At 69.5% G+C, this 24,338-nt stretch carries 26 protein-coding genes and 1 tRNA gene; 10 read left to right on the forward strand and 17 right to left on the reverse strand.

The genetic code is table 11. The features are described from left to right. Positions 1–230 precede the first annotated feature (230 nt). The 4 genes from ACZ4VW_RS12850 to ACZ4VW_RS12865 form a co-directional block, all read right to left on the reverse strand. Positions 231–551: a hypothetical protein gene (locus ACZ4VW_RS12850; RefSeq protein WP_467961437.1), complete on the reverse strand. Its 321-nt coding sequence runs from the start codon at positions 549–551 to the stop codon at positions 231–233. Then, a complete protein-coding gene (locus tag ACZ4VW_RS12855) occupies positions 551–1,942 on the reverse strand; it encodes a hypothetical protein (RefSeq protein ID WP_467961439.1) in 1,392 nt (463 codons plus the stop codon). Before ACZ4VW_RS12855 ends, ACZ4VW_RS12850 begins: the two co-directional genes overlap by 1 nt. Next, positions 1,939–2,334 carry a hypothetical protein gene (locus ACZ4VW_RS12860; protein ID WP_467961441.1) on the reverse strand — a complete coding sequence of 132 codons (396 nt, stop codon included), beginning with the start codon at positions 2,332–2,334 and terminating at the stop codon, positions 1,939–1,941. Before ACZ4VW_RS12860 ends, ACZ4VW_RS12855 begins: the two co-directional genes overlap by 4 nt. A gap of 197 nt (positions 2,335–2,531) precedes the next feature. Next, a tRNA-Gly gene (locus ACZ4VW_RS12865) sits at positions 2,532–2,602 on the reverse strand. Between the two features lie 391 nt (positions 2,603–2,993). Between ACZ4VW_RS12865 and dcd the strand changes: the two genes are divergently transcribed. Both dcd and ACZ4VW_RS12875 read left to right on the forward strand, forming a co-directional pair. Further along, the gene (dcd, locus tag ACZ4VW_RS12870) at positions 2,994–3,569 is read left to right on the forward strand and encodes a dCTP deaminase (protein WP_073811299.1); all 576 of its coding nucleotides are present in this window, start codon (positions 2,994–2,996) and stop codon (positions 3,567–3,569) included. 13 nt (positions 3,570–3,582) lie between these two features. Then, complete coding sequence (locus tag ACZ4VW_RS12875; protein WP_355110546.1) at positions 3,583–4,080, forward strand: phosphoribosyltransferase; 498 nt, start codon at positions 3,583–3,585, stop codon at positions 4,078–4,080. A 127-nt stretch (positions 4,081–4,207) separates the two neighbouring features. On the opposite strand, the gene ACZ4VW_RS12880 is transcribed toward ACZ4VW_RS12875, so the two are convergent. The 9 genes from ACZ4VW_RS12880 to ACZ4VW_RS12920 all read right to left on the reverse strand — a co-directional run bounded on the left by ACZ4VW_RS12880 (position 4,208) and on the right by ACZ4VW_RS12920 (position 12,601). Beyond that, complete coding sequence (locus ACZ4VW_RS12880) at positions 4,208–4,849, reverse strand: contact-dependent growth inhibition system immunity protein (RefSeq protein ID WP_467961443.1); 642 nt, start codon at positions 4,847–4,849, stop codon at positions 4,208–4,210. A gap of 12 nt (positions 4,850–4,861) precedes the next feature. After that, positions 4,862–5,167 (reverse strand): RNase A-like domain-containing protein, encoded by a 306-nt coding sequence (locus ACZ4VW_RS12885; RefSeq protein ID WP_467961445.1) that lies wholly within the window; start codon positions 5,165–5,167, stop codon positions 4,862–4,864. 10 nt (positions 5,168–5,177) lie between these two features. Then, positions 5,178–5,846, reverse strand: coding sequence for a hypothetical protein (locus ACZ4VW_RS12890; protein ID WP_467961447.1), 669 nt, complete (start codon positions 5,844–5,846; stop codon positions 5,178–5,180). A 10-nt stretch (positions 5,847–5,856) separates the two neighbouring features. Continuing rightward, positions 5,857–7,563, reverse strand: a complete 1,707-nt coding sequence (locus ACZ4VW_RS12895) for an RNase A-like domain-containing protein (RefSeq protein WP_467961449.1) — start codon at positions 7,561–7,563, stop codon at positions 5,857–5,859. A gap of 1 nt (position 7,564) precedes the next feature. Beyond that, positions 7,565–7,864 carry a WXG100 family type VII secretion target gene (locus tag ACZ4VW_RS12900; RefSeq protein ID WP_467961451.1) on the reverse strand — a complete coding sequence of 100 codons (300 nt, stop codon included), beginning with the start codon at positions 7,862–7,864 and terminating at the stop codon, positions 7,565–7,567. A gap of 88 nt (positions 7,865–7,952) precedes the next feature. Then, positions 7,953–8,339 carry a WXG100 family type VII secretion target gene (locus tag ACZ4VW_RS12905; RefSeq protein WP_467961453.1) on the reverse strand — a complete coding sequence of 129 codons (387 nt, stop codon included), beginning with the start codon at positions 8,337–8,339 and terminating at the stop codon, positions 7,953–7,955. A 211-nt stretch (positions 8,340–8,550) separates the two neighbouring features. Next, on the reverse strand, positions 8,551–9,396 hold the full coding sequence (locus tag ACZ4VW_RS12910) for a Yip1 family protein (protein WP_467961455.1): 846 nt from the start codon (positions 9,394–9,396) through the stop codon (positions 8,551–8,553). A gap of 302 nt (positions 9,397–9,698) precedes the next feature. Next, positions 9,699–11,951, reverse strand: coding sequence for a (Fe-S)-binding protein (locus tag ACZ4VW_RS12915; protein ID WP_467961457.1), 2,253 nt, complete (start codon positions 11,949–11,951; stop codon positions 9,699–9,701). A gap of 143 nt (positions 11,952–12,094) precedes the next feature. Next, positions 12,095–12,601 carry a sugar transferase gene (locus ACZ4VW_RS12920; protein ID WP_467961459.1) on the reverse strand — a complete coding sequence of 169 codons (507 nt, stop codon included), beginning with the start codon at positions 12,599–12,601 and terminating at the stop codon, positions 12,095–12,097. Between the two features lie 249 nt (positions 12,602–12,850). Here ACZ4VW_RS12920 and dnaK point away from each other — a divergent pair, with 249 nt between their 5' ends. Genes dnaK through ACZ4VW_RS12940 form a run of 4 tightly spaced genes read left to right on the forward strand, consistent with a single transcriptional unit; the run spans position 12,851 to position 17,026 of the window. Continuing rightward, positions 12,851–14,695: a molecular chaperone DnaK gene (gene dnaK / locus ACZ4VW_RS12925; RefSeq protein WP_467961461.1), complete on the forward strand. Its 1,845-nt coding sequence runs from the start codon at positions 12,851–12,853 to the stop codon at positions 14,693–14,695. Next, positions 14,695–15,345, forward strand: a complete 651-nt coding sequence (gene grpE / locus ACZ4VW_RS12930) for a nucleotide exchange factor GrpE (protein WP_467961463.1) — start codon at positions 14,695–14,697, stop codon at positions 15,343–15,345. The genes dnaK and grpE overlap by 1 nt, the downstream gene beginning before the upstream one ends. 30 nt (positions 15,346–15,375) lie before the next feature. Continuing rightward, positions 15,376–16,563: a molecular chaperone DnaJ gene (gene dnaJ, locus ACZ4VW_RS12935; protein WP_467961465.1), complete on the forward strand. Its 1,188-nt coding sequence runs from the start codon at positions 15,376–15,378 to the stop codon at positions 16,561–16,563. 4 nt (positions 16,564–16,567) lie between these two features. Then, positions 16,568–17,026: a heat shock protein transcriptional repressor HspR gene (locus ACZ4VW_RS12940; protein WP_467961467.1), complete on the forward strand. Its 459-nt coding sequence runs from the start codon at positions 16,568–16,570 to the stop codon at positions 17,024–17,026. An 81-nt stretch (positions 17,027–17,107) separates the two neighbouring features. On the opposite strand, the gene ACZ4VW_RS12945 is transcribed toward ACZ4VW_RS12940, so the two are convergent. Both ACZ4VW_RS12945 and ACZ4VW_RS12950 read right to left on the reverse strand, forming a co-directional pair. Then, on the reverse strand, positions 17,108–17,581 hold the full coding sequence (locus ACZ4VW_RS12945) for a hypothetical protein (protein ID WP_467961469.1): 474 nt from the start codon (positions 17,579–17,581) through the stop codon (positions 17,108–17,110). Positions 17,582–17,586: 5 nt separating this feature from the next. Continuing rightward, the gene (locus ACZ4VW_RS12950) at positions 17,587–18,570 is read right to left on the reverse strand and encodes a helix-turn-helix transcriptional regulator (RefSeq protein ID WP_467961471.1); all 984 of its coding nucleotides are present in this window, start codon (positions 18,568–18,570) and stop codon (positions 17,587–17,589) included. 127 nt (positions 18,571–18,697) lie between these two features. Between ACZ4VW_RS12950 and ACZ4VW_RS12955 the strand changes: the two genes are divergently transcribed. After that, complete coding sequence (locus ACZ4VW_RS12955) at positions 18,698–18,973, forward strand: 5'-nucleotidase (protein ID WP_467961472.1); 276 nt, start codon at positions 18,698–18,700, stop codon at positions 18,971–18,973. Further along, on the forward strand, positions 18,970–19,290 hold the full coding sequence (locus ACZ4VW_RS12960) for a (2Fe-2S)-binding protein (protein WP_355113395.1): 321 nt from the start codon (positions 18,970–18,972) through the stop codon (positions 19,288–19,290). The genes ACZ4VW_RS12955 and ACZ4VW_RS12960 overlap by 4 nt, the downstream gene beginning before the upstream one ends. Positions 19,291–19,396: 106 nt before the next feature. On the opposite strand, the gene ACZ4VW_RS12965 is transcribed toward ACZ4VW_RS12960, so the two are convergent. Further along, positions 19,397–19,810, reverse strand: a complete 414-nt coding sequence (locus ACZ4VW_RS12965; protein ID WP_467961475.1) for a pyridoxamine 5'-phosphate oxidase family protein — start codon at positions 19,808–19,810, stop codon at positions 19,397–19,399. A gap of 114 nt (positions 19,811–19,924) precedes the next feature. Between ACZ4VW_RS12965 and clpB the strand changes: the two genes are divergently transcribed. Together clpB and ACZ4VW_RS12975 are read left to right on the forward strand one after the other, a co-directional pair. Beyond that, positions 19,925–22,510 carry an ATP-dependent chaperone ClpB gene (clpB, locus tag ACZ4VW_RS12970; protein ID WP_467961477.1) on the forward strand — a complete coding sequence of 862 codons (2,586 nt, stop codon included), beginning with the start codon at positions 19,925–19,927 and terminating at the stop codon, positions 22,508–22,510. A gap of 138 nt (positions 22,511–22,648) precedes the next feature. Continuing rightward, positions 22,649–23,179, forward strand: coding sequence for a type III secretion system chaperone family protein (locus tag ACZ4VW_RS12975; RefSeq protein ID WP_467961479.1), 531 nt, complete (start codon positions 22,649–22,651; stop codon positions 23,177–23,179). A gap of 12 nt (positions 23,180–23,191) precedes the next feature. Here ACZ4VW_RS12975 and ACZ4VW_RS12980 read toward each other — a convergent pair whose 3' ends face one another. Further along, on the reverse strand, positions 23,192–24,238 hold the full coding sequence (locus ACZ4VW_RS12980; RefSeq protein ID WP_467961481.1) for a glycosyltransferase family 39 protein: 1,047 nt from the start codon (positions 24,236–24,238) through the stop codon (positions 23,192–23,194). Positions 24,239–24,338: the final 100 nt, after the last annotated feature.

Consider the following 24,338-nt stretch of genomic DNA (forward strand, 5'->3'; position numbering starts at 1 on the left):
CGACGAAGCCCCAGGTCGCTGACCTGGGGCTTCGTTCAAGAGCGGATGACGGGAATCGAACCCGCGCCATAAGCTTGGGAATCACCGACGCCGAGCTCGATCACCCCGCTTCTGACCTGCGGAAACATGCTCTGGTGGCACTCATACCGCAAGCTCTTGGACACCCGTGTCGACCGCTGGTGTCCGTCCTGAAGGGCACGGTTGGGGCACGAGGTGCGGGACGTCTGTCCTCAGACCCCGACTGCCCACCGGGCGGCTGCGACCGCTCCCAGGAGGAGCGGTGGGGTGAGCCACCAGGGGCCCATGGCGCGACGGATCGACGGAAGCAGAGTGATCAGCAGGGCGAGTCCGCTCGCGGCGATGGCGAGGACGCAGGACAGCTCGATCCCGGCCTGTGCTTCGTCGTCCCAGCTGCCTGCGGGCCGGATCGTGAGGGCCATGTACACGAACCATGCAGCGATCGTGTGGAGGAGCACCAGCGGGACCGCCATGACCCACCGCAGACAGCCGTCGTCACTGGCAGTCCCGGCGACGTCGGGCCGATCGGACATCACTGGAGAGCTCCCTTCGCTTCGTCGAGGTTCTTGGTGAAGGCCCGTCCGTAGCCTTGGGCGTCATCGCCCTGCCAGTACGGCCCACCGTTGTACCGTGCCGCCAGTTCCTGGCGCTGCTCGGGCGTCATCTGCTCGGGGGGAACGCCGGCGAACTCACTCTCGGCCTTGAGCTGAGCCAGGTACTCCGCCGCGATGAAGATGTTCTGCCCCGGGTCCTGGAGGGACTCCTCTACGACTGCTCGCTGCTGTTCGGTCATGTTCTGAGGGTCGTAACCGAGTACTTCGGCTCCGCGGCGCACTTGGATGGCGATGGGGCCGAAGGATGTCTCGTCCGGGGTTCCGCCGAGGCGCCACGGGAGGTTCTCCGGGGAGACCGGGCTCAGCCCCCAGGGTGCGTCGGCCTGCTCGCGGATTGTGTCCGTGAGGTCGTCGAGGATGCCGGGCTGTCCACCGATCTCCTGCCAGGCGATGCCGGCGACCATGTCCGCCGGCAGTCCCGAGTTCTTCGCGGCGGCCTGAATGATCTCCTTGTTCGCGGCGATCCAGTCCTTCCGGTCCTGGCTCGACGAAGGCGGACTCCAGTAGCTGTCCTCCGCCCCCGGTAGGGCGGACAGCCGTGTGCGGATGTCGTGGAGCGTCGGTGAGACCGGGTTGGTGCCGACTCCTCCGGCGTAGTCCTGCTTGGGCGGGCTGCCGGGCAGGTGAGTGAGGGGATTGCCGCCTGCTTCCGCGGCCTCGCTCCTCAGGGACGCGATGGCCGCCACGATGTCCACTCGCTGGACAGAGCCCATGCGGAATTCGGGCAGCAGCTCGTATGCCTGCTTCAGCCCGTGCACACACAGGTCACGGGCTTCCTTCTCGGTCGTCCCGGCCAGGTGGAACGCACCTCCCGCCGCACCGTGGAGCTTGTTCGCCTCTTCCCGGATGTCGTCGACATCCATGGTGAGTTCGGCGAAGAAGTCGAGGACACCCGTGGTGGCTCGCATGTCCTCCCACTGGCGCATGGGTTCGGCGTCCTGCGCTTCACGGGTGATCGCGGTGCCCTTGGTGCCGATGAGGGCGGCAAGGCTGCGCTCGTTGGCCTTGCCGTTCGAGTAGTGACTCTTCGCAGTCTCCAGCGCCCACGCATAGCTTCGCAGGGCGCTGGCAGCGTGCCCGTAGCCCTCGGCGATGTGTTGCATGAGCTTGCGTGCTTCGGCGAGCCGAGACACGTAGTGCTGGCTCCCTTCGCTGTGCCAGTGGGTCCGCTTCTCCGCGCGCTCGGCCGGTGTGTCGACCTCGACCAACATGTCGTGGAGGCGCTTGAACTCGTCGGCGTTCCGCTCGACGAGGGCGGGGTTGCAGCCTTCGAGGAACTCGACGTCCTTGCGGTAGCTCAGGCCAGTCACTTCGCCTCCGGTGCCACGTACTGGCCATCGCTCAGGACGTTGTCGAGGAAGCGACGGGTGTTGGCGTCGTCCACGGCGACGAAGTCGGTCCCGGTGGTCTTGAGGCGGGTGGCGAGCGCCGCGAGGAGCGCGACCATGTCCAGGAACTGATCGTGGGCGAACCGTCCGAAGCGTTCGACCTCGGCGGCGACTTCGGCAGGAGAGCGCGGTACGCGCGCCATGGTTCCTAGATCACCGTCGGGCCTGCCTTCGTGGAGCAGTCCCGCGATCTCGATCAGCAGGTTCGCGTTTCCGTTGATGGAGTCCGTGTTGTAGTCGAGCGTTCCGCCCGTGGTACCACCGGCCCGATCCGCGGGTAGCTGATTGAGCTGCATGGCGGTCGGGCTGTCCAAGGACACATCGGCTTTCGCCCGGGCCCATTCGTCATCGAACGACACGCGTCCCCCCGCGGTTGTCGGTCTGCTGTACGAGTGACCAACGAGGCTACCAACGGTTGCGGCCGGACCGTGGTGCGGTGGTGGCGCAAGGTGCCCCGACAGGTCTGGACAACGACGAAGCCCCAGGTCGCTGACCTGGGGCTTCGTTCAAGAGCGGATGACGGGAATCGAACCCGCGCTATAAGCTTGGGAAGCTCATGTTCTACCATTAAACTACATCCGCGCAGCGGCCGAAGATCGGTACCGCAGACTCCGACACTGTACCGCATACCGGGGTCCAGACGTACCGGCCCCCGACGGAGCGGCGCCTGGAGTGGTGTCCCGTTGACCCCTTAATGTGGCTGTCTCGTCCACCACTTGTCGGGGAAGGGACTTGATGGGTTCGATGGAGCGCACCGTCGTCCGCTGTGCCGAAGGGCATGTGTTCAGTACCGCTTCGTTCCCGTTGCAGCAGCTCGGTGCCGGGCGGATCGGGCCAGGGCGGCTCATTCGGTGTCCACGGTGTGCGCGGTTGCGGCACGCGGTGCCCGTGGAGCTCGAGCGGCGCTGATGGCGTCGGGGGCGCGGGTCTTCCCGATTGGGGGAGGTCCGCGCCCTCTGCGTATCGTGGGGGCGTGCTTCTCTCAGACAAGGACATCCGGGCCGAGATCGATGCCGGACGGGTGCGCATCGACCCGTACGACGAATCCATGGTGCAGCCCTCGAGCATCGACGTGAGGCTTGACCGCTTCTTCCGGGTGTTCGAGAACCACCGCTACCCCCACATCGACCCCGCGGTCGAGCAGCTCGACCTGACCCGTGAGGTCGAGCCGGAGGGTGACGAGGCGTTCATCCTGCACCCCGGCGAGTTCGTGCTCGCCTCGACCTACGAGGTCATCACGCTGCCCGACGACATCGCGTCGCGCCTGGAGGGCAAGAGCTCTCTCGGGCGGCTCGGGCTCGTCACGCACTCCACCGCCGGGTTCATCGACCCCGGTTTCTCCGGGCACGTGACCCTCGAGCTGTCGAACCTCGCCACCCTGCCGATCAAGCTGTGGCCGGGGATGAAGATCGGGCAGCTGTGCATGTTCCGGCTGAGCTCGCCCGCCGAGTTCCCGTACGGCAGCGAGCGGTACGGCTCGCGCTACCAGGGCCAGCGGGGTCCGACGGCCTCCCGCTCGTTCCTGAACTTCCATCGGACCCAGGTGTGAGGCGGCAGTCGTCATGAGTGAAGTACGCGAGAACCTGACGTACGAGGGCTTCGGGCGCGCGATCCGCGAGCTCGCGCAGACCATCGCCGACGACGGCTACGAGCCCGACATCGTGCTCTCCATCGCCCGCGGCGGCGTCTTCGTCGCCGGCGGTCTGGCCTACGCCCTCGACTGCAAGAACATCCACCTCGTGAACGTGGAGTTCTACACCGGCGTCGGTACGACGCTGGAGATGCCGGTCATGCTCGCGCCCGTCCCCAACGCGATCGACTTCTCCGACAAGAAGGTCCTGATCGCCGACGACGTCGCCGACACCGGCAAGACCCTCAAGCTCGTCCACGACTTCTGCGTCGACCACGTCGCCGAGGTCCGCTCCGCCGTCGTCTACGAGAAGTCCCACTCCCTCGTGAAGTGCGAGTACGTGTGGAAGAAGACCGACGAGTGGATCAACTTCCCCTGGTCGGTCGAGCCGCCCGTCGTCAAGCGTGAGGGACAGGTCCTCGACGCCTGACGCCCGCGAGGACCGTCAGGCGACGCAGGCGCGGAACGTCAGGCGGAGAGCGCCAGGCGGAGAGCGTCAGGCGCGGAACGTCGCGCCAGGCGGAGAGCGCCAGGCGTTGGACGTCAGGCGCGGAACGTCAGGGCCTTCGCAGGCGCTCGGCGAGGGCCATGAGCCAGCCGCCGGGGGCGTACGGGGCCGGCGGGTCGACCTCCATGCCGAGCTCCTCCAGGGCGAGCGCGTAGTCCGGCTCGTCCAGCGGCAGGGTGAGCAGGTCATGGAGCTCGCCCGTCAGCTGCGCGATCAGCCCGCTGTCGGTCGTGTCCAGATAGTCCTGGACGGCGGCGTCGTGGTCCTCGAACTCGTCCGGCATGTCCTGCGAGAACCAGCCGCCGAGGAACTGGGCGAGCTCGGGGAAACGGGCGTGCCACTCCCACCGGGTCTGCGGCGTGGCGGGCGGTGGTGCCTGACCCGTCTCGACGCTCTCCTTCAGCCGGTCCGCGAGGCTCACCAGCCACGGCTGGATCTCCGCGTCCTCCAGACCGACGTCCGGCACGGGGTAGAACTCGCCGAGCCGCAGCCGCAGCCGGCCCGGCGGGTTCTCGGCGTACTCGCGCAGCTGCTGCTCGGCGACCGGGATCGCCCAGGGACGCGTGCGCCAGGTGTGCCGCAGGTACGCGGTGAGCGGCTCCTGGTCGTCGGCACGGCGCCCCGTGTGGGCGCGGACGACGTGATCCAGCTCGCCGTACTTCCGGTCGTGTTCGCGCGGGGTCAGGGGCACGGGAAACAGCCTCTAGAGGTAGATCGGGAAGGTGGCGTGCACGGTGAAGCCGTGCGGGTTGTCGGTGCTGCGCCGGAGGATCACCCGGGCGGCGCGCACGTCGACGGGTTCAAGGCCGGCGAGCATCATCGCCTGGCGCAGCACCCGACCGACCGGCTCGGGCCGGGAGAGCCAGGCGGCCTCGATGGTGAGGCGCTGCCGGGTCGACTGCGCGAGCCAGCGGTGGATGGCCTGCTCGTTGGCGGTGACCACCTGCTGCGTGGCCCACTGGGCGGTCTCCCGGTCGGGATAGGTGGCGGAAACGTTGGGGCTCGGCACGGAACTGTCCTCAGTGCTCTTCGTCGAAATGGGCGTGAACGGCCTGGAGGATCGCCCGCAGCACCGGCCGTGAGGCCCAGGGGGCCGTCTCGGCGAGTGCGGCGACCGGCTCGGCCGGAGCGGTCGGCGCGGGGAAGAGCAGGAGCGCCTCCTGCAGCTCCGCCGCGAGCGCGGACAGCGCGGACCGGCAGCCGGCGGGGTGCTCCGAGGCGACTCCCGCCCGTACACCCTCGTCGAAGTCCTCGTACTCGCCCGAATCGACCCACCACCAGAACTGGCGGATCCTGCCGAACTTCAGCTCGGCCTCCCAGGCGGCCATCGGAAGCCGGTCGAAGTCCGGGATCGCTTCCCGGTCCTGGAGGCGGATCATCCCGGACAGGAACCGCAGGAACTCGGGCGCGGGCGTGTCCCCGGTGGCCTCGGCGAGCTGCTCGGCGAACCCCGCCGACAGCGTCGCCGGGTCCGTGTCCGCCACCTGGTCCGAGACGAGGTCGAGCAGCGCGGCGACGGTGGCGAGGGGCATGGCCCACTCGGCCTGCGGCGTGTCCCTGATCGTCCGGCAGAACCGGGCCAGTTCGTCCTCGAGCGTCTTGGAGCGGTCGCGCCGGCAGGCGACGGCCAGCTCCATGAGCCGGGAGATCGCGCCGTTGTGGAACACCGCTCCGGTGTGTGTCGTCACGCTGTGCATGCTAGGGCGCCTCCGGCATGGAGGTCAGAACGATGAACGGCGGATCGGTGTGCTCGCCGACGTACTTGAGCGTCACCTTGACGCTGTGCACGTCCTTCGCCTGCGCGTTGAAGCCGTCCGCGTCGTAGTCGGCCCTGCTGAGCGAGCGCCCGGTGACCTCGTTGAAGGGCAGGCTGTAGCTCGGCTTGGAGTTGGGGTTGTACGTGTTGGGGTCCTTCTGCTTCTCGATCCACCGCTCGATCAGCTCCGCGTTGCGGATGTCGTCCAGGACCGTCTGGGTGAGGCGCTGGGCGGAGGCGTGGTCCGTGAAGGTGGAGATGGCCCTCGGGGCGACGGTCCCGTCGGGTCGTACGGTCTGCTGGTCCCGCAGACGCTGGGCCAGCTGCTCGTCCGTCTTGCCGACGTGCTTGTCGACGGGGTGACTTCCCTCCATCCCCTCCTGGGCGGCCAGGTCGATCGGGAAGAAGTGGTTCTTCGGGTCCTCGTTCGGGACGGAGTAGGTATGGACCGGCTTGAAGTCGTGGAGCGCCCGGGCGCCGAAGGACTGGGCGCGTGCCTCCTCGGCGTGGAAGCTCGGGGCGCTCATGTACGCCTCGTCCAAGGGGGCCATCAGGGCGTCGAACCGCTGGGTGAGCGCGTCCACCGTGGACTCGTAGCGGTTGACGATGGCGTTCATGGCGCTGGTGTCCATCTTCAGCGTGATGCTGAGGCCGAGCGTGGCCGCCCCCTTCACCAGGCCCTTGACGAGCCCCTTGACGTCCTTGACGTCGAGGCCGTCCTTCAGGTCGATGTCGAGGAGGGCCTTCTTGACCGCGTCCAGGTACTCGTCGTAGACCTTGTCGTTCAGTTCGACCGCGGCCTCGGCGAACTCTCGCAGCAGGTCACTGATCTTCCGGCTGGTATCGGCCAGCACCGCGAACACCGGGTTGGTGGCGCCGGACGACGAGCTCGCCGTGTCGTGCTTCCACTCGTAGCCCGCCGTGCTCTTGCCCCAGGCGGTCGTGCCCCACAGCGAGCTCAGGAACGTCCGCATCGCGTCGTGCCACTCACTGTTGGCCTGGTTGGTGACGGGGGCCATGTGGCCGGTGAGGTTGCCGAGGACGAGGGAGAGCGAGCGGTTCGCGTGGCCCCACGCCCCGGAGAGGGAGTTCAGATGGTGCTGGTCGGGGAAGGGGTAGACGTCCGGGACCCGGCCCATGCGGTACGCGTGCTTGATCGCGGCCCGGATGGCGTCCATGACCACGTCCGGCACCCACTCCAGGATGCGCACCCAGATCCGGTCGCCGCCGTCGTCGTCGCCCCACTTCAGGTCGATGACGCGCGGGTAGACGGGCGCCTTGTCGATGACCTGCGGCGGAGGCATGGTGACGGCCTGCTTGGTGCCGCTGGGGTCCGAAGCGGCGTCCGCCTTCACGTAGTTGTTGGCCGTGGTGGTGAATCCGACGGCCGCGCCGCCGATGCTCACCACACTCCTCGCCCACACCTCGAGGAAGCGGTTGCCGACCTTCATGTACGCGGCGGAGAACGCCTGGGCCGCCCTGCCGTAGCCACCCGCGTCCTGGTACTCCCCGAGCTCCTGGAGGAGGGTGGTGGCCCCCTTGTTCATGTCCGTCTGTTCCTTGGCGAACAGACCCGACACCCGGAACAGGTCCGAGGGCTTGACGTCGATGGTGCCGTTCTGCGGCGGAGGGGAGGGAGGGGTGCCCATCTCAGCCCGCCCCCCAGCCGCGCAGGACGGCGCGATGGGCCTCGGCGTAGTTCGCGTGTCCGGTGGTGACGACCTCGTGCAGCCACGCCTGGGCGGCCTGGAGGTCCTGCATCTGCTTGTCCCACTGGTCGAGTTCCTCGACGAATGCCTCGCGGGCCTCGCCCCGCCAGGCCAGGACGACCTTCTCCGTGCGCCCGTACAGCGTCTCCAGACGCTGGTTGAGCTGGCGGAGTATGTCCTCCAGTTCGCCTGCCGCCTCGCGCAGCGTGCTGAAGCTGACGCCTATGTAGTCGTCGGCCATGTTCGTCCCCGTGTCCCCGTGAGTTCGGTAGGTGAGTGGACGTCGGACGTGTGGGCGTCGGACGTCCGACACCCCACGTCCGACGTCATCAGACGTCGAGAATGCGGCTGGTGGGCGCCGTGGCCGCGGGTCCCTCGGACAGTGCCTCGGCCTCGCGGGAGACGTCGACCTGGGACTGGGCCGACCGCATCCGGCGGAGGGTGTCCAGTTCCTGCTGGGTGAACCCGTCGCGGCTCAACCGCAGGGCCTCCTCCAGGACGACCAGGATCTCCCGGATACGGACCGCGTCCTCGGCCACCCCGCGGTGCAGCGCCCGGTATCCCCTGGCCGCGTCGCTCTTCCAGCCGGCCTCGATGCGGTCGACGACCGCGTCCATCCGCCGGACCTGGCCGTCCAGGTGGCGCTGCATCGCGTCGAGGTCTCCGGCGAGCCTGGTCAGATCGTCGTCCGAGACGTCGAGATCGGCGTTCCCCACTGTGCCGCCTTCCTCTGAAATTCCCTCAACTCGCTTCGCTGGAGCTGCCGTCGACCATAACAACGTTGCATGCGCACATGACGACCGGGAGCGGAGTGCCGCACGTGACCCCCGTTACGGCGCGACAGGCCGGAACGCGCCGGGGCACGTCGGAACCTACGGAAAAGGCCCCCGCCGGCATCCGGCGGGGGCCTCTCTCGTACGTACGGCGTTACAGCGTGCCCAGCTTGATGAGGGAGAGCAGCGCGACCAGCTGGATCGCCGACGCGCCCAGTGCCTTCGGCCACGGCAGGTCGTGCGAGCGGCTCACCATCGTCGTGAAGAGCGCGGCCGCCGCCAGCCAGGTGATCCAGCCGAGGACCTGCACCAGGCCGTTCTCGCCGCCCAGGAAGAGCGCGAAGACCAGCCGGGGCGCGTCCGTGATCGACATGATCAGCATCGACAGGCCCACGGTCGGCTGCCAGGAGCCGTCGCCGCCGAGCTGGCGGGCCAGCGTGTGGGTGACCGCGCCCAGGATCAGGCCGGCGATCACGAAGCCGACGCCCGTCATCAGGACGTACGGGATCGCCGTCGACAGCGTCGCGTTGATCGCCTCGTCGCGCGCCTTGTCGAAGCCGAAGATCGCCAGCAGACCGTAGAGGAAGGTGACGACCAGCGCCGGGCCCCAGACGGCGTGGTCCCGCATCTGCAGGAACGTCGGGGCCGGGCGCAGCACGATGCCGCTCAGGAGGGCCTTCCAGGGCAGGCGGGGGCCCGTGGGGACGGGGGCGGCCTGGTAGCTCGCGCCGCCGACGTAGGGGTCCTCGTTCACGCTGAACATCTGCGTGTGGCCCGGGGTGTTCGCCGCGTAGTGCTGCTGCTGTTGCTGCTGCGGCCCGTGCGGGTCACCGAAGTACTCCGGCTCCCCGTACCCGCCGCCGCTGCCCTGAGGGGCCTGCGGGGGCCACTGCTGCTGCGGGTGGGGCGGCGGGGCCGCGTTGTACCCGTACGGCGCCTGCTGCGGTCGATGTTGCGGGGGGCGGTTGTCCCGGCCGCGTCCGTTCCTGAATCCAGCCACGTCATCGAACGTACCCGCTCCCGCCGTGAGGGGCTCAATCGCCACCGAGCTTGCCGCTGAGCTGTGACATCCCCTAGGGGGTCTCCGGGGCCCGGACAGGGCTCGCGAGCAGGGCCCGGGCAGGGCCGGCGAGCAGGGCCCGCGCGGAGGGGCCGCGAGCAGGGCCCGGGCAGGGGCCTGGCAGGGGGCCGGACACGAGCCCCGCCCCCCGCCGCCCCCCCGCACGCCCCCGGACCACGGGAAAGGGCCGCCCCGCGATGCTCGCGGGACGGCCCTTCTCGTGTCGTACGGACGCGACCGGACTACTCGGCCGACACCGGCTCCGCCACGGACTCCTCCGGCTCCGGCTTCGCCTTCACCGAGTCGAGCAGCAGCTGCGCCACGTCGACGACCTGCACGGACACCTTGGCCTTGCCCTCGTTCTTCTTGCCGTTGACCGAGTCGGTCAGCATGACCAGGCAGAACGGGCAGGCGGTGGAGACGATGTCCGGGTTGAGGGACAGGGCCTCGTCGACGCGCTCGTTGTTGATGCGCTTGCCGATCCGCTCCTCCATCCACATCCGCGCGCCGCCGGCGCCGCAGCAGAAGCCGCGCTCCTTGTGGCGGTGCATCTCCTGCTGGCGCAGGCCCGGGACGGCGGACATGATCTCGCGCGGGGGCGTGTAGACCTTGTTGTGGCGGCCCAGGTAGCAGGGGTCGTGGTACGTGATCAGACCGTCGACCGGGGTCACCGGGATCAGCTTGCCCTCGTCGATGAGGTGCTGGAGCAGCTGCGTGTGGTGGATGACCTCGAACTCGCCGCCCAGCTGCGGGTACTCGTTCGCGATCGTGTTGAAGCAGTGCGGGCAGGTGGCGACGATCTTCTTCGCCGACTTCGGCTTCCTGGTCGACTCGTCCTCGTCGTCCTCGCCGAACGCCATGTTCAGCATCGCCACGTTCTCCTGGCCGAGCTGCTGGAACAGCGGCTCGTTGCCGAGGCGGCGGGGCGAGTCACCCGTGCACTTCTCCTCGCCGCCCATGATCGCGAACTTGACGCCCGCCATGTGCAGCAGCTCCGCGAAGGCCTTGGTGGTCTTCTTGGCGCGGTCCTCCAGGGCGCCTGCACAGCCGACCCAGTAGAGGTAGTCGACCTCGGTGAGGTCCTCGACGTCCTTGCCGACGATCGGGACCTCGAAGTCGACCTCCTTGGTCCACTCGACGCGCTGCTTCTTGGCCAGACCCCAGGGGTTGCCCTTCTTCTCCAGGTTCTTGAGCATCGTGCCGGCCTCCGAGGGGAAGGCGGACTCGATCATCACCTGGTAGCGGCGCATGTCGACGATGTGGTCGATGTGCTCGATGTCGACCGGGCACTGCTCGACGCAGGCGCCGCAGGTGGTGCAGGACCACAGGACGTCCGGGTCGATGACGCCGTTCTCCTCCAGCGTGCCGATCAGCGGGCGCTCGGCCTCGGCGAGCGCGGAGGCGGGCACGTCCTTCAGGGCCTCGGCCGAAGCCTTCTCGTTGCCCTCCATGTCCTTGCCGCCGCCGGCGAGCAGGTACGGCGCCTTGGCGTGCGCGTGGTCGCGCAGCGACATGATCAGGAGCTTGGGGGAGAGCGGCTTGCCGGTGTTCCAGGCGGGGCACTGCGACTGGCAGCGACCGCACTCGGTGCAGGTGGAGAAGTCGAGGATGCCCTTCCAGGAGAACTGCTCGACCTGGGAGACACCGAAGACGGCGTCCTCGGCCGGATCCTCCCAGTCGATCTCCTTGCCGGCGGTCGTCATCGGCTGCAGCGGGCCCAGGGCGGTGGAGCCGTCGGCGTTGCGCTTGAACCAGATGTTCGGGAAGCCGAGGAAGCGGTGCCAGGCGACGCCCATGTTGGTGTTCAGCGAGACCGTGATCATCCAGGTGAAGGACGTGACGATCTTGAGCGCCGCGAAGAAGTAGGTGAGGTGCTGGATCGTGCTCAGGTCCAGCCCGTCGAGCAGCGCGATCAGCGGGTACGAGGCGAAGAAGCCCGGCTCCCAGCCGGTCACGTGGTGCTGGACGCCCTCCAGTGCGCGCAGCGTCATGATGCAGACGCCGACGATCAGGATGACGGCCTCGACGAAGTACGCCTGACCGGTCTTGGAGCCCGCGAAGCGGGACTTGCGGCCCGCCCCGCCCGGCCGGTTCAGCTGCCGGATCACGATCAGGGTGACGATGCCGAGCACGGTCATCAGGCCGAGGAACTCGGTGAAGATCTCGTACGGCAGCCAGTCGCCGATGATCGGGATGAGCCAGTCGGCCTGGAAGAGCTGGCCGAAGGCGTTGACGATCGTGAGCAGCAGCGAGAAGAAGCCCACGGCCACGAACCAGTGCGCCACGCCGACGACGCCCCAGCGGTTCATCCGGGTGTGGCCGAGGAACTCCTTGACCAGCGTGATGGTGCGCTGTGTGGGGTCGCCGGTGCGCGTGCCCGCGGGCACGGGCTGGCCGAGCTTCACGAAGCGGTAGATCTGCGCGATGGCGCGGCCGAACAGCGCGACGGCTACCACCGTGATGACGATCGACACGATGATCGCGGCGAGTTGCATGAAGGGCTCCTCGGGCGGGCCTGCGAGGCGGAGTACCGACACTGCCGAGTGTGGCACTACTAAGCGGTAACTTATTCAGTCCGTGCTGAGATTACCGCCTCGCGGTGCCCCGCTGTAGCGGCGCTTGCGGTGATCTGTGTCGCTCAGGCAAGCCTTGCCGGCCGGGTGTTCCCCGCCGCCGCGCGACGTCTTCGGACTGCTGGAAGGGTACGCGCCAGGATGGCGAGATCCATCCCCAGCCAGTGATGGTCCACATAGTGGAGATCGAGCAGCTCACGCTCCTCCCAGGGCAGCTCCGAGCGCCCGCTGATCTGCCACAGGCCCGTGATCCCCGGCCGTACCGAGAGCCGGCGGCGCGCCTCGCCGGTGCACTCGCGGTGTCCGGGGGTGAGGGGACACGGGCCGACCAGCGACATCTGCCCCCGTACGACATGGAGCAGAAGCGGCAGTCCGGCCAGCGGACTCTTCGTGCGGAAGGTGAACATCGTGAAGGTCCGGCCGCCCCGGCCGGCGACGGTCCGGCGGCGTGTCACCCCGCCGGTGCCGGCGGTGGAGAGCGCCAGGGACAGGGCGAAGGCCGAGATCAGCGGGGACAGGACGGCCAGCAGGAGGAGTCCTCCGAGGAGGTCGAGTGCGCGCTTGGCCGTCATTCCCCACACCCTTTCGAGGGACAATCATGGGATATTCGTGGGATATGCCCGCTATGCCCCGGCAGGGGCACCCCGGACTCTCTCATGAGGAGCGGCGTCCGGCCGGGGAATGACGCGCCCTCCGCGCCTCTTTGAGTGACCGGCAGGGCGAAGAGTTGAGTCACCCAGACTCAGGTCTGTTGACGGGTCGGGATCCGTCATGCATCCTTGAGTCAGTTCCACTCAAGTCGGTCAGCTGGAGGAATCGAAATGGCACGTGCGGTCGGCATCGACCTGGGCACGACTAACTCCGTCGTCAGCGTTCTGGAAGGCGGCGAGCCCACCGTCATCACCAACGCCGAGGGCGCCAGGACCACGCCGTCCGTCGTCGCTTTCGCGAAGAACGGCGAGGTGCTCGTCGGCGAGGTGGCCAAGCGTCAGGCGGTCACCAACGTCGACAGGACCATCCGGTCGGTCAAGCGCCACATGGGCACCGACTGGAAGATCGACATCGACGGCAAGAGCTTCAACCCGCAGCAGATGAGCGCCTTCATCCTGCAGAAGCTGAAGCGCGACGCCGAGGCGTACCTGGGCGAGAAGGTCGTGGACGCGGTCATCACCGTGCCCGCGTACTTCAACGACTCCGAGCGTCAGGCGACGAAGGAGGCCGGTGAGATCGCGGGCCTCAACGTCCTGCGCATCGTCAACGAGCCGACCGCGGCCGCCCTGGCGTACGGCCTGGACAAGGACGACCAGACGATCCTCGTCTTCGACCTCGGTGGCGGCACCTTCGACGTGTCGCTCCTGGAGATCGGTGACGGCGTCGTCGAGGTGAAGGCCACCAACGGTGACAACCACCTCGGTGGTGACGACTGGGACCAGCGTGTCGTCGACTACCTGGTGAAGCAGTTCCAGAACGGCCACGGCGTCGACCTGGCCAAGGACAAGATGGCTCTCCAGCGTCTCCGCGAGGCCGCGGAGAAGGCGAAGATCGAGCTGTCGTCCTCCACCGAGACGTCGATCAACCTGCCGTACATCACGGCCTCCGCCGAGGGCCCGCTGCACCTGGAGGAGAAGCTCACCCGGGCTCAGTTCCAGCAGCTGACCGCGGACCTCCTGGAGCGCTGCAAGACGCCGTTCCACAACGTCATCAAGGACGCGGGCATCAACCTGTCCGAGATCGACCACGTCGTTCTCGTCGGTGGCTCCACCCGTATGCCGGCCGTCGCCGAGCTCGTCAAGGAGCTGACCGGTGGCCAGGAGGCCAACAAGGGTGTGAACCCGGACGAGGTCGTCGCCATCGGCGCGGCGCTGCAGGCCGGTGTCCTGAAGGGTGAGGTCAAGGACGTTCTGCTCCTCGACGTGACCCCGCTGTCCCTGGGTATCGAGACCAAGGGCGGCATCATGACCAAGCTGATCGAGCGCAACACGACGATCCCGACGAAGCGTTCGGAGATCTTCACGACGGCCGAGGACAACCAGCCGTCGGTACAGATCCAGGTCTACCAGGGCGAGCGCGAGATCGCGGCGTACAACAAGAAGCTCGGCATGTTCGAGCTGACCGGTCTGCCGCCGGCGCCGCGTGGTGTCCCGCAGATCGAGGTCGCGTTCGACATCGACGCCAACGGCATCATGCACGTGACCGCGAAGGACCTGGGCACGGGCAAGGAGCAGAAGATGACCGTCACCGGTGGCTCCTCGCTGCCGAAGGACGAGGTCGACCGGATGCGCCAGGAGGCCGAGCAGTACGCGGACGAGGACCACCGTCGTCGCGAGGCCGCCGAGACCCGTAACCAGGGTGAGCAGCTGGTCTACCAGACGGAGAAGTTCCTCAAGGACAACGAGGACAAGGTCCCGGGCGAGGTCAGGACCGAGGTCGAGACCGCTGTCGCGGAGCTGAAGGAGAAGCTCAAGGGCGACGACACCGCGGAGATCCGTACCGCCACCGAGAAGGTCGCGGCCGTCTCCCAGAAGCTCGGCCAGGCGATGTACGCCGACGCCCAGGCCGCCCAGGCCGCGGGCGGCGAGACCCCCGGCGCCGACACCAAGGCCGATGACGATGTCGTCGACGCCGAGATCGTCGATGACGAGAAGCCGAAGGGTGGCGCTGCCTGATGACGGAGGAGACCCCGGGCTTCGAGGAGAAGCCCGACGTCCCCTCCGGCGCCGGATCCGACGACGCCGCCGAAGCCGCCGAGACCCCCTCCACGGAGGAGGTCCCGGCGGCCCCGGCCGGGGACGTGAGCCAGACCGCCGGTCTGACGGCCCAGCTGGACCAGGCACGCAGCGCGCTCTCCGAGCGCACCGCGGACCTCCAGAGGCTCCAGGCCGAGTACCAGAACTACCGCCGCCGCGTGGAGCGGGACCGGGTCACGGTCAAGGAGATCGCCGTCGCGACCCTCCTGACCGAGCTCCTGCCCGTGCTCGACGACGTCGGCAGGGCCCGGGACCACGGTGAGCTCGTGGGCGGGTTCAAGTCGGTGGCCGAATCGCTGGAGACCGTCGTCGCCAAGATGGGTCTGCAGCAGTTCGGCAAGGAGGGCGAGCCCTTCGACCCGACGATCCACGAGGCCCTGATGCACTCGTACGCGCCGGACGTCACCGAGACGACCTGCGTGGCGATCCTGCAGCCGGGGTATCGCATCGGCGAGCGGACCATCAGGCCCGCCCGCGTGGCCGTGGCCGAGCCTCAGCCCGGGGCGACGCCGGCCGCGAAGGAAGAGAAGTCGGCCGACGAGGAGAGCGGTGCCCCCGAGGAGGGGTGACGCAATGATCGTCCGGGAGGAGGGACGTCGATGAGCACGAAGGACTTCGTCGAGAAGGACTACTACAAGGTTCTCGGCGTCCCCAAGGACGCCACCGACGCCGAGATCAAGAAGGCGTACCGGAAGCTCGCCCGCGAGAACCATCCGGACGCCAACAAGGGCGACGCGAGCGCCGAGGCGCGCTTCAAGGAGATCTCCGAGGCGAACGACATCCTCGGTGACCCCAAGAAGCGCAAGGAGTACGACGACGCCCGCGCGCTCTTCGGCAACGGCGGCTTCCGCCCCGGGGGACCGGGCGCCGGCACGTTCAACTTCGACCTGGGCGACCTCTTCGGAGGCGCCCAGGGTCCCGGCGGCGCGGGCGGGGCGGGCGGCTTCGGCGGCGGCCTCGGCGACGTCTTCGGCGGACTGTTCAACCGGGGCGCGGGCGGCGGTCCGGGCACGCGGACGCAGCCGCGCCGCGGCCAGGACATCGAGTCCGAGGTCACGCTCAGCTTCACCGAGGCCATCGAGGGCGCCACGGTGCCCCTGCGGATGTCCTCCCAGGCGCCCTGCAAGGCCTGTTCGGGCACCGGCGACAAGAACGGCACGCCCCGTGTGTGCCCGACCTGTGTCGGCACCGGTCAGGTCTCGCGCGGCGGCAGCGGCTCCTTCTCGCTCACCGACCCGTGCGTGGACTGCAAGGGCCGCGGTCTGATCGCGGAGACCCCCTGCGACGTCTGCAAGGGCAGCGGGCGGGCCAAGTCCTCCCGCACCATGCAGGTCCGCATCCCCGCCGGTGTCTCGAACGGGCAGCGGATCCGGCTGCGCGGCAAGGGGACCCCCGGCGAGCGCGGCGGCCCGGCCGGCGACCTCTACGTCGTCGTCCACGTCGACGCCCACCCGGTGTTCGGCCGCAAGGACGACAACCTGACCGTCACCGTGCCCGTCACGTTCGACGAGGCGGCGCTCGGCGGCGAGATCAAGGTGCCGACCCTGGGCGGTCCGGCGGTCACGCTGAAGCTGCCCCCCGGCACCCCCAACGGCCGGACCATGCGCGCCCGTGGCAAGGGCGCGGTCCGCAAGGACGGCACACGCGGCGACCTGCTGGTGACGGTGGAGGTCGCGGTGCCCAAGGAGCTCGACGACAAGGCCCGCGAGGCCCTCGAGACCTACCGTCAGGCGACGGCGGGCGAGGACCCCAGGGCAGAGTTGTTCCAGGCCGCGAAGGGAGCTTGACCCGATGGACAGCCGACCGGGACGCAGCCGCAACCCGTACGAACTGACCGACGAGACGCCGGTGTACGTCATCTCGGTGGCGGCCCAGCTCTCGGGCCTGCACCCGCAGACCCTCCGGCAGTACGACCGCCTCGGTCTGGTCTCGCCCGACCGCACAGCGGGCCGGGGCCGGCGCTACTCGGCGCGTGACATCGAACTGCTGCGCACGGTGCAGGCGTTGTCGCAGGACGAGGGCATCAACCTGGCGGGCATCAAGCGCATCATCGAGCTGGAGAACCAGGTCGCGGCGCTGCAGCAGCGGGTCGCCGAGCTGTCGGCGGCCGTCGAGGGCGCGGCGGCGACGATGCGTCAGCGCGAGGCGCAGGTCCACGCCTCGTACCGGCGTGATCTGGTGCCGTACCAGGACGTGCAGCAGGCGAGCGCGCTGGTGGTCTGGCGCCCGAAGCGGCCCGGCGTCGAGTAGCCGGCCGGTCGCGTACGACGTAAGTGACGAGGCCCCCTCCCGGGTGGAGGGGGCCTCGTCGTGTTCACGCCGGTGGCGGAGTCAGGGGATGAGCTCACCGAGGATGTCGCCCACCGTCTCCCACCACGGCGCGGCCCCGGTCCCGAACGCGGCGGCCAGCGCGGTGCCGACGGCGCGGTCGTGGGGATCGACGGCGGCGCCCGGCCGCCACTCCGTCTCGACCCGGCCGTCGCCGGAGGACTCCAGGACGCCGATCCGCCGCCCGTCGCGGACCAGCCGGCTCTCGTGCCAGGAGCTGGGCACCAGGCGGTAACGGGTCCCGTCGACGCGGGCGTCGACCCGGTACGACCGGCGCAGCAGCCGCCCGCGGGCCGGCCGGAGCCTGGCGGGCCGCCCGTCGACGGTGAGGGTCAGGAAGGCGGCCTTGCGGGTCCCGATGGGGACGTGCTCGTTCACCGGGGCCCCCGGGGCCCGGACGAGCTCCACGGTGGGCGTCCCGTGCCCGGAGACCCGCAGGGTGCCGGCCGGGCCGTCCAGGTCGATCTGTACGTACATGAGGGTCAGTGGTCCCGGTCCAGGATTCCCGACTGGGCGATGAGATAGCCCAGTTGGGCGCGGCTGCCGCTGCCGAGGGCGGCGGCGAGCTTGGCGATGTGGGCGCGGCAGGTGCGGACGTTCATGCCGAGCCGGCGGGCGATGGCCTCGTCGACATGGCCCTCGACGAGGAGTTTGGCGATGGAGCGCTGGATGCCGCTGATGCCGTCGTGGGTCTGGGCGTACGGCACCTGCTCGCCGAAGGGGGTGGCCCGGGCCCAGGACTGTTCGAAGACGGTCGCCAGGTACTCGACCAGACCGGGGTGGCGCAGTTCCAGGGCGACCTGGCGGTCCTGGCGGGCGGGGATCAGGGCGACCGAGCGGTCGATGATGATGAGCCGCTCGATGCTCTCCTCCAGGGTCCGCACCTGGAGCCGGTCCATGCCCGCCTGTTCGAGGTAGACCTGCATGCCGTGGCTGTGCCGCGCCGTGTGCTGGTACAGGGTGCGGACGCGCACCCCGCGCTCGAGGAGCGGCTGGATGCGGTGGAGCGCGGTGTTGAGGGTGTGTTCGCTGCGTCCGCCGCCGGGCTGGATGGTCAGCAGCTCCTGCGAGCACTCGGCGGTGGCGCGGCCGAGGACGGCGTCGATGCGGTTGATGCCCTCGAGGACGGTGATCGCGTGGGTCGTCGAGGGATCCTGCGCGCTGATGGCCATGAACGGCTCGAAAACGCTGGAGAGGCCCATGGCCAGGGTGCGCCGCTCCTGGATTTCCCGCTCCAGGGGGTGGACGAGCCGGGCCAGTGCCGCCGAGGGTGGGACGGGCCGCAGCCACGCGGGGTCGTCGGCGTCGGGATGGAGAAGTGCCAGGTCCATGAGGCAGGGTGCCGCTTCTGCCTCGCTCCTGGTTATTCGCCCGGTACGCAACGCACTGGCGTACAAGTCCGATCCGGCTGCACAGAGATCGACATGACCGTGGGGATGTGTCGCTTCTAGTTCGTTCTGCGGCATTTGAACACCCCCCAGGATCCTGTATTTCAGGAACATGATGCATTGCCCTGGTGGTGGAAGCGCAAAGACTGAGCCATCGTCTTGTACGCGGGGGAGAGGAAACCATCAAGTGAGGTCGAAGCCGCTCATGTCCAGAAAACTGCTTCGCTCGGTACTTGCTTCCGTCTTCATAGGGGCGGCGGCGGTAGGAGCGCTGGCCACCAGCGACCCGGTATGGGACAGCGCTCCTGCGGGCGTTGTCGCCGCTCCCAGTGACCCGGTGTGGGACCTCGTCCCGGCCGGCGAACGCGACCCGGTGTGGGACGTCGCCCCGGCGGCCCAGATCGACCCGGTGTGGGATGCGTCCCCGGCGGCCCAGGCCGACCCGGTGTGGGACTCTGCCCCGGCCGGCGCGGACGCATGACCGTGCCGCCGGACGACCGGGTCTTCCGGCGAGAGATGGCTTCGGCCTATCGATCCGGGTGGCATTTCATCGATCTCGTCACGGCCATCCCCCACCGTGGTGATTCGTTGATGGTCACCCTCTTCGGAGAGCCGATCGTCGTCGCTCGTGAGCAGGACGAGGACGTTCGCGCCTACCGGTGCCTGCGCCGGCCCCGCGGTGCCCCGCAGCCCGTTCGCTGTGCCATCCGGTACGGCATGATTTTCGTCAATCTCGACCAGCGGGACCACCAGCTGGTCGAGCCCGAGACCCTCACCGCCACCCCCCGCAGTGCCTGAGCGGTTCCCCCGTCGTTGTAGATCGCTCAGGTACTTCCCCCACACAGCGGCGCCATCGCGGACCTGAAACGCGATGGCGCCGCTGTGCTGCCCGGGTGCGGCTCCGTCACGCCCGGCCCATGGCCCGCGTCAGCGCGATCTCGATGACCACCCGGTCCGGGTTCGGCGCCGGGGTCCGGCCGTAGCGCGCCGCGTAACGGTCCACCGCGTCCGCGACGACCTCCGGCTCCGTACGGATGCGCGCCACGCCCTCCAGCGTCGCCCAGCGCCCCTTGTCCACCTGGCAGACCGCGACGCGCGCGCCGTCCGGGCCCGCGGCCAGCACGTTGGCGACCTTGCGGCTGTGCTTGTTGGTGATCACCCGGGCGATGCCCTTCTCGCCACCCTCGGGGTCGTACGTCACGCCCACCGCCACGACGTGCGGACTGCCGTCCGGGCGCGGGGTGGTCAGGGTGCACATGTGGTACTCGCGCCAGAAGCTGAGGTACGCGTCGTCCGGATTCCTGGGGTCAGTCGCCATGCCGCGAAGCCTATCCTTGAGCGGAATGGACTCAACTTTGTGTACGCTATATGAGTCAAACGAACGGGAGTCGTACGCCCAGCAGGCACGCTGTGACAGGAGGAGAGACCGCACGTGGACGCCGAGCTGACCAACAAGAGCCGGGACGCCCTCACCACGGCCACCAGCCGTGCCGTGTCCGAGGGACATCCCGACCTCACCCCCGCGCACCTTCTCCTGGCGCTCCTCGCCGGCCAGGACAACGAGAACATCGTCGACCTGCTCGCCGCCGTCGACGCCGACCAGGCCGCTGTACGGTCCGGTGCGGAGCGGCTGCTGGCCGCCCAGCCCAGCGTGACCGGCTCCACGGTCGCGCCGCCGCAGCCCAACCGCGACCTGCTCGCCGTCATCGCCGACGCCGACAAGCGCGCGAAGGAGCTCGGGGACGACTATCTGTCGACCGAGCACCTGCTCATCGGGATCGCGGCGAAGGGCGGACAGGCCGGCGAGGTGCTGGCCCGGCAGGGGGCGAGCGCCGCGAAACTGCTCGACGCGTTCGAAAAGGCAAGGGGAGGACGCCGGGTGACCACACCCGACCCGGAGGGTCAGTACAAGGCACTGGAGAAGTTCGGCACGGACTTCACGGCCGCCGCGCGGGAAGGCAAGCTGGACCCCGTCATCGGGCGCGACCAGGAGATCCGGCGCGTCGTCCAGGTGCTCTCCCGCCGCACCAAGAACAACCCCGTCCTCATCGGCGAGCCCGGCGTCGGCAAGACCGCCGTTGTCGAGGGGCTGGCCCAGCGGATCGTGAAGGGCGACGTGCCCGAGTCGCTCCGGAACAAGCGCCTGGTCGCGCTCGACCTCGGCGCGATGGTCGCGGGCGCCAAGTACCGCGGCGAATTCGAGGAGCGCCTGAAGACCGTCCTGTCCGAGATCAAGGCGAGCGACGGCCAGATCATCACCTTCATCGACGAGCTGCACACCGTCGTCGGCGCCGGCGCCGGCGGTGACTCCGCGATGGACGCCGGCAACATGCTCAAGCCGATGCTGGCCCGCGGCGAGCTGCGCATGGTCGGCGCGACGACCCTCGACGAGTACCGCGAGCGGATCGAGAAGGACCCCGCCCTGGAGCGCCGCTTCCAGCAGGTCCTGGTCGCCGAGCCGAGCGTCGAGGACACGATCGCGATCCTGCGCGGCCTCAAGGGACGGTACGAGGCCCACCACAAGGTCCAGATCGCCGACTCGGCGCTGGTGGCCGCGGCCACCCTCTCCGACCGGTACATCACCTCCCGCTTCCTCCCCGACAAGGCCATCGACCTCGTCGACGAGGCCGCGTCCCGGCTCCGGATGGAGATCGACTCCTCGCCCGTCGAGATCGACGAGCTCCAGCGCGCCGTGGACCGGCTGCGCATGGAGGAGCTGGCGCTCAAGAACGAGAGCGACGACGCGAGCAGGCAGCGGCTGGAGAAGCTGCGCCGCGACCTCGCCGACCGCGAGGAGGAGCTGCGGGGCCTGACCGCCCGCTGGGAGAAGGAGAAGCAGTCCCTCAACCGGGTCGGTGAGCTCAAGGAGCGGCTCGACGAGCTGCGCGGCCGCGCCGAGCGGGCGCAGCGCGACGGCGACTTCGACACCGCGTCCAAGCTGCTCTACGGCGAGATCCCCGCGCTCGAGCGGGAGCTGGAGGAGGCGTCCGAGGCCGAGCAGGAGGTCTCCAAGGACACGATGGTCAAGGAGGAGGTCGGCCCCGACGACATCGCGGACGTGGTCGGCTCCTGGACCGGCATCCCCGCCGGCCGCCTGCTGGAGGGCGAGACGCAGAAGCTGCTCCGGATGGAGGACGAGCTCGGCAAGCGGCTCATCGGCCAGACCGAGGCCGTACGGGCCGTCTCCGACGCCGTGCGCCGTACGCGCGCCGGGATCGCCGACCCCGACCGGCCCACCGGCTCCTTCCTCTTCCTCGGCCCGACGGGTGTCGGCAAGACCGAGCTGGCGAAGGCGCTCGCGGACTTCCTCTTCGACGACGAGCGGGCGATGGTCCGCATCGACATGTCGGAGTACGGCGAGAAGCACTCCGTCGCCCGGCTCGTCGGCGCGCCTCCCGGCTACGTCGGCTACGAGGAGGGCGGCCAGCTCACGGAGGCGGTCCGCCGCCGCCCGTACAGCGTGGTCCTGCTCGACGAGGTGGAGAAGGCCCACCCGGAGGTCTTCGACATCCTGCTCCAGGTCCTCGACGACGGCCGGCTGACCGACGGACAGGGCCGGACGGTGGACTTCCGCAACACCATCCTGATCCTGACGTCGAACCTCGGCAGCCAGTACCTGATGGATCCGCTCTCCTCGGCGGAGACGAAGAAGCAGCAGGTCCTGGAGGTGGTGAGGGCCTCCTTCAAGCCGGAGTTCCTCAACCGGCTCGACGACCTGGTGGTCTTCTCGGCCCTCGCCAAGTCCGAGCTGGGACGCATCGCCGAGCTCCAGATCGACCGGCTCGCCAAGCGCCTGGCCGAACGCCGGCTCACGCTCGACGTCACGCCCGCCGCGCTGGAGTGGCTCGCCGCCGAGGGCATGGACCCCGCCTACGGCGCCCGCCCGCTGCGCCGCCTGATCCAGACGGCGATCGGCGACCGGCTGGCGAAGGAGATCCTCGCCGGCGAGGTGAAGGACGGCGACACCGTCCGGGTGGACCGTTTCGAGGACGGCCTGATCGTCGGCGCGGCGCAGTGACCGGCCGCCCCACCGGCCGCGCTGTCCGCCAGGGGAGCCAGATCTTGTCAGCTCGCAGCGGATCGCGGCTGGTGGGGCTTGCGCCGTACCGCCCGGCATGGGAGAGGATGGCGGCAACCGTACGAAGGGATATTCACGGTGAGCATCGACCCGTCCTCGATTCCGAATTTCGGGGGCCAGCCCCAGCCTCAGGCCGCAGGACCGGCGGGCCCCGTCGTTCCCGACCAGGATCTCGTCAAGCAGCTCCTGGACCAGATGGAGCTGAAGTACGTCGTCGACGACGAGGGTGACCTCGCGGCGCCGTGGGAGGAGTTCCGGACGTACTTCATGTTCCGCGGCGAGGAGGACCAGCGCGTCTTCTCGGTGCGGACGTTCTACGACCGCCCGCACTCCGCCGACGACCGCGCCAAGGTCCTCGACGCGATCGACGACTGGAACCGCCGCACCCTGTGGCCCAAGGTGTACACGCACCTGCACGAGGAGGAGGACGGCTCCGCCACCCTCCGGCTCATCGGCGAGGCCCAGATGCTGATCGGCACCGGCGTCGCGCTGGAGCACTTCGTGTCCTCCACCGTCAGCTGGGTCCGCGCCTCCATCGAGTTCGACAAGTGGCTCGTGGAGCAGTTCGGCCTGGAGTCCCCCGCGGACAAGGAGGGCGAGGGCGAGTAGTCCCTCGGCTCCTCACAGGGCCATGCGCGCGAGCGTCAGCGCGTACACCCCGTAGCAGAACGAGAGCCCGGCCAGGGCCGTGATCACCACGATCGCGGCTCGCGGCCGGGCTCTCGTCAGTGCGTGGGCCACCGGCAGCAGCAGCGGGAACGCGGGCAGCAGGAAGCGCGGCTTGGACTCGAAGAAGCCCGAGCCGCAGACCGTGATGAGCACCAGGACGCCCGTGTAGACCAGGACGGGCAGCGGCGGCCGCTCCACCAGGGCGAGCAGCGCGAAGAGCAGCACGCCCGCGCCCGTGATCAGCAGCGCCATCGCGAAGCCGAACTGGGTCGGCCCCCGCAGCATGTCCCGGACGAAGACGAGCGTGCCCACCCCGAAGTCGAAGCGCGAGGTCCAGCCGTCCTGCACGGCGAAGTAGCCGCCGAGCGGGTCGCCGCGCCGCACACCGACCCAGAGCACGTACGAGAGCCAGCCGGCCGGAGCCAGCGCGGCCGCGGCCCACAGCCGCCGGTTCCCCTCCCGGCGCCACAGCGCGCACGCCACCGCCGCCAGGACCGCCGCGGCGACGGCGATCCCGTTGGGGCGGGAGAGTCCGGCCAGGGCGGCCAGCGTGCCCGCCCACAGCCACTGCCGGGTGAGCAGCGCGTACAGCGACCAGGCGGCGAAGGCGGTCATCAGCGGCTCGGTGTACGCCATCGACAGCACGATCGAGTGCGGCAGCAGGCCCCACAGCAGCACCAGGACGACGGCGGTGCGCCGACCGCGCAGCCGCTCGCCGATCAGGAAGATCCCCCAGGCCGCGACGCCCGCCGACAGCCAGGACAGCAGCAGCCCGGCCGTCCCGCCGGTGACCGGCAGGACGGTGGTGAGGCCCCGGACGAGCGCCGGGTAGAGCGGGAAGAAGGCCAGGTCGGACTGGACGACGCCGTCGGGCCAGTGGAGGGTGCGGCCGTAGCCGTGGGCGGCGATCCGGGTGTACCAGTCGGAGTCCCAGGACCTCGCGAGCAGCGCGCGCGGCGAGCGTCCGATGTGCCAGGCCCAGCCCGCGAGGACGAGCATCCCGGTCAGCCGCGCGGCGGCGAAGAGACCGAGGGCGGGCGCGGCGCGGTGCAGCGAGGCCCGCCAGCGGGGGACGCTCCGGACACCGGCGGGTGAGGCC

This window comes from Streptomyces sp. NPDC029139 (assembly GCF_055564335.1).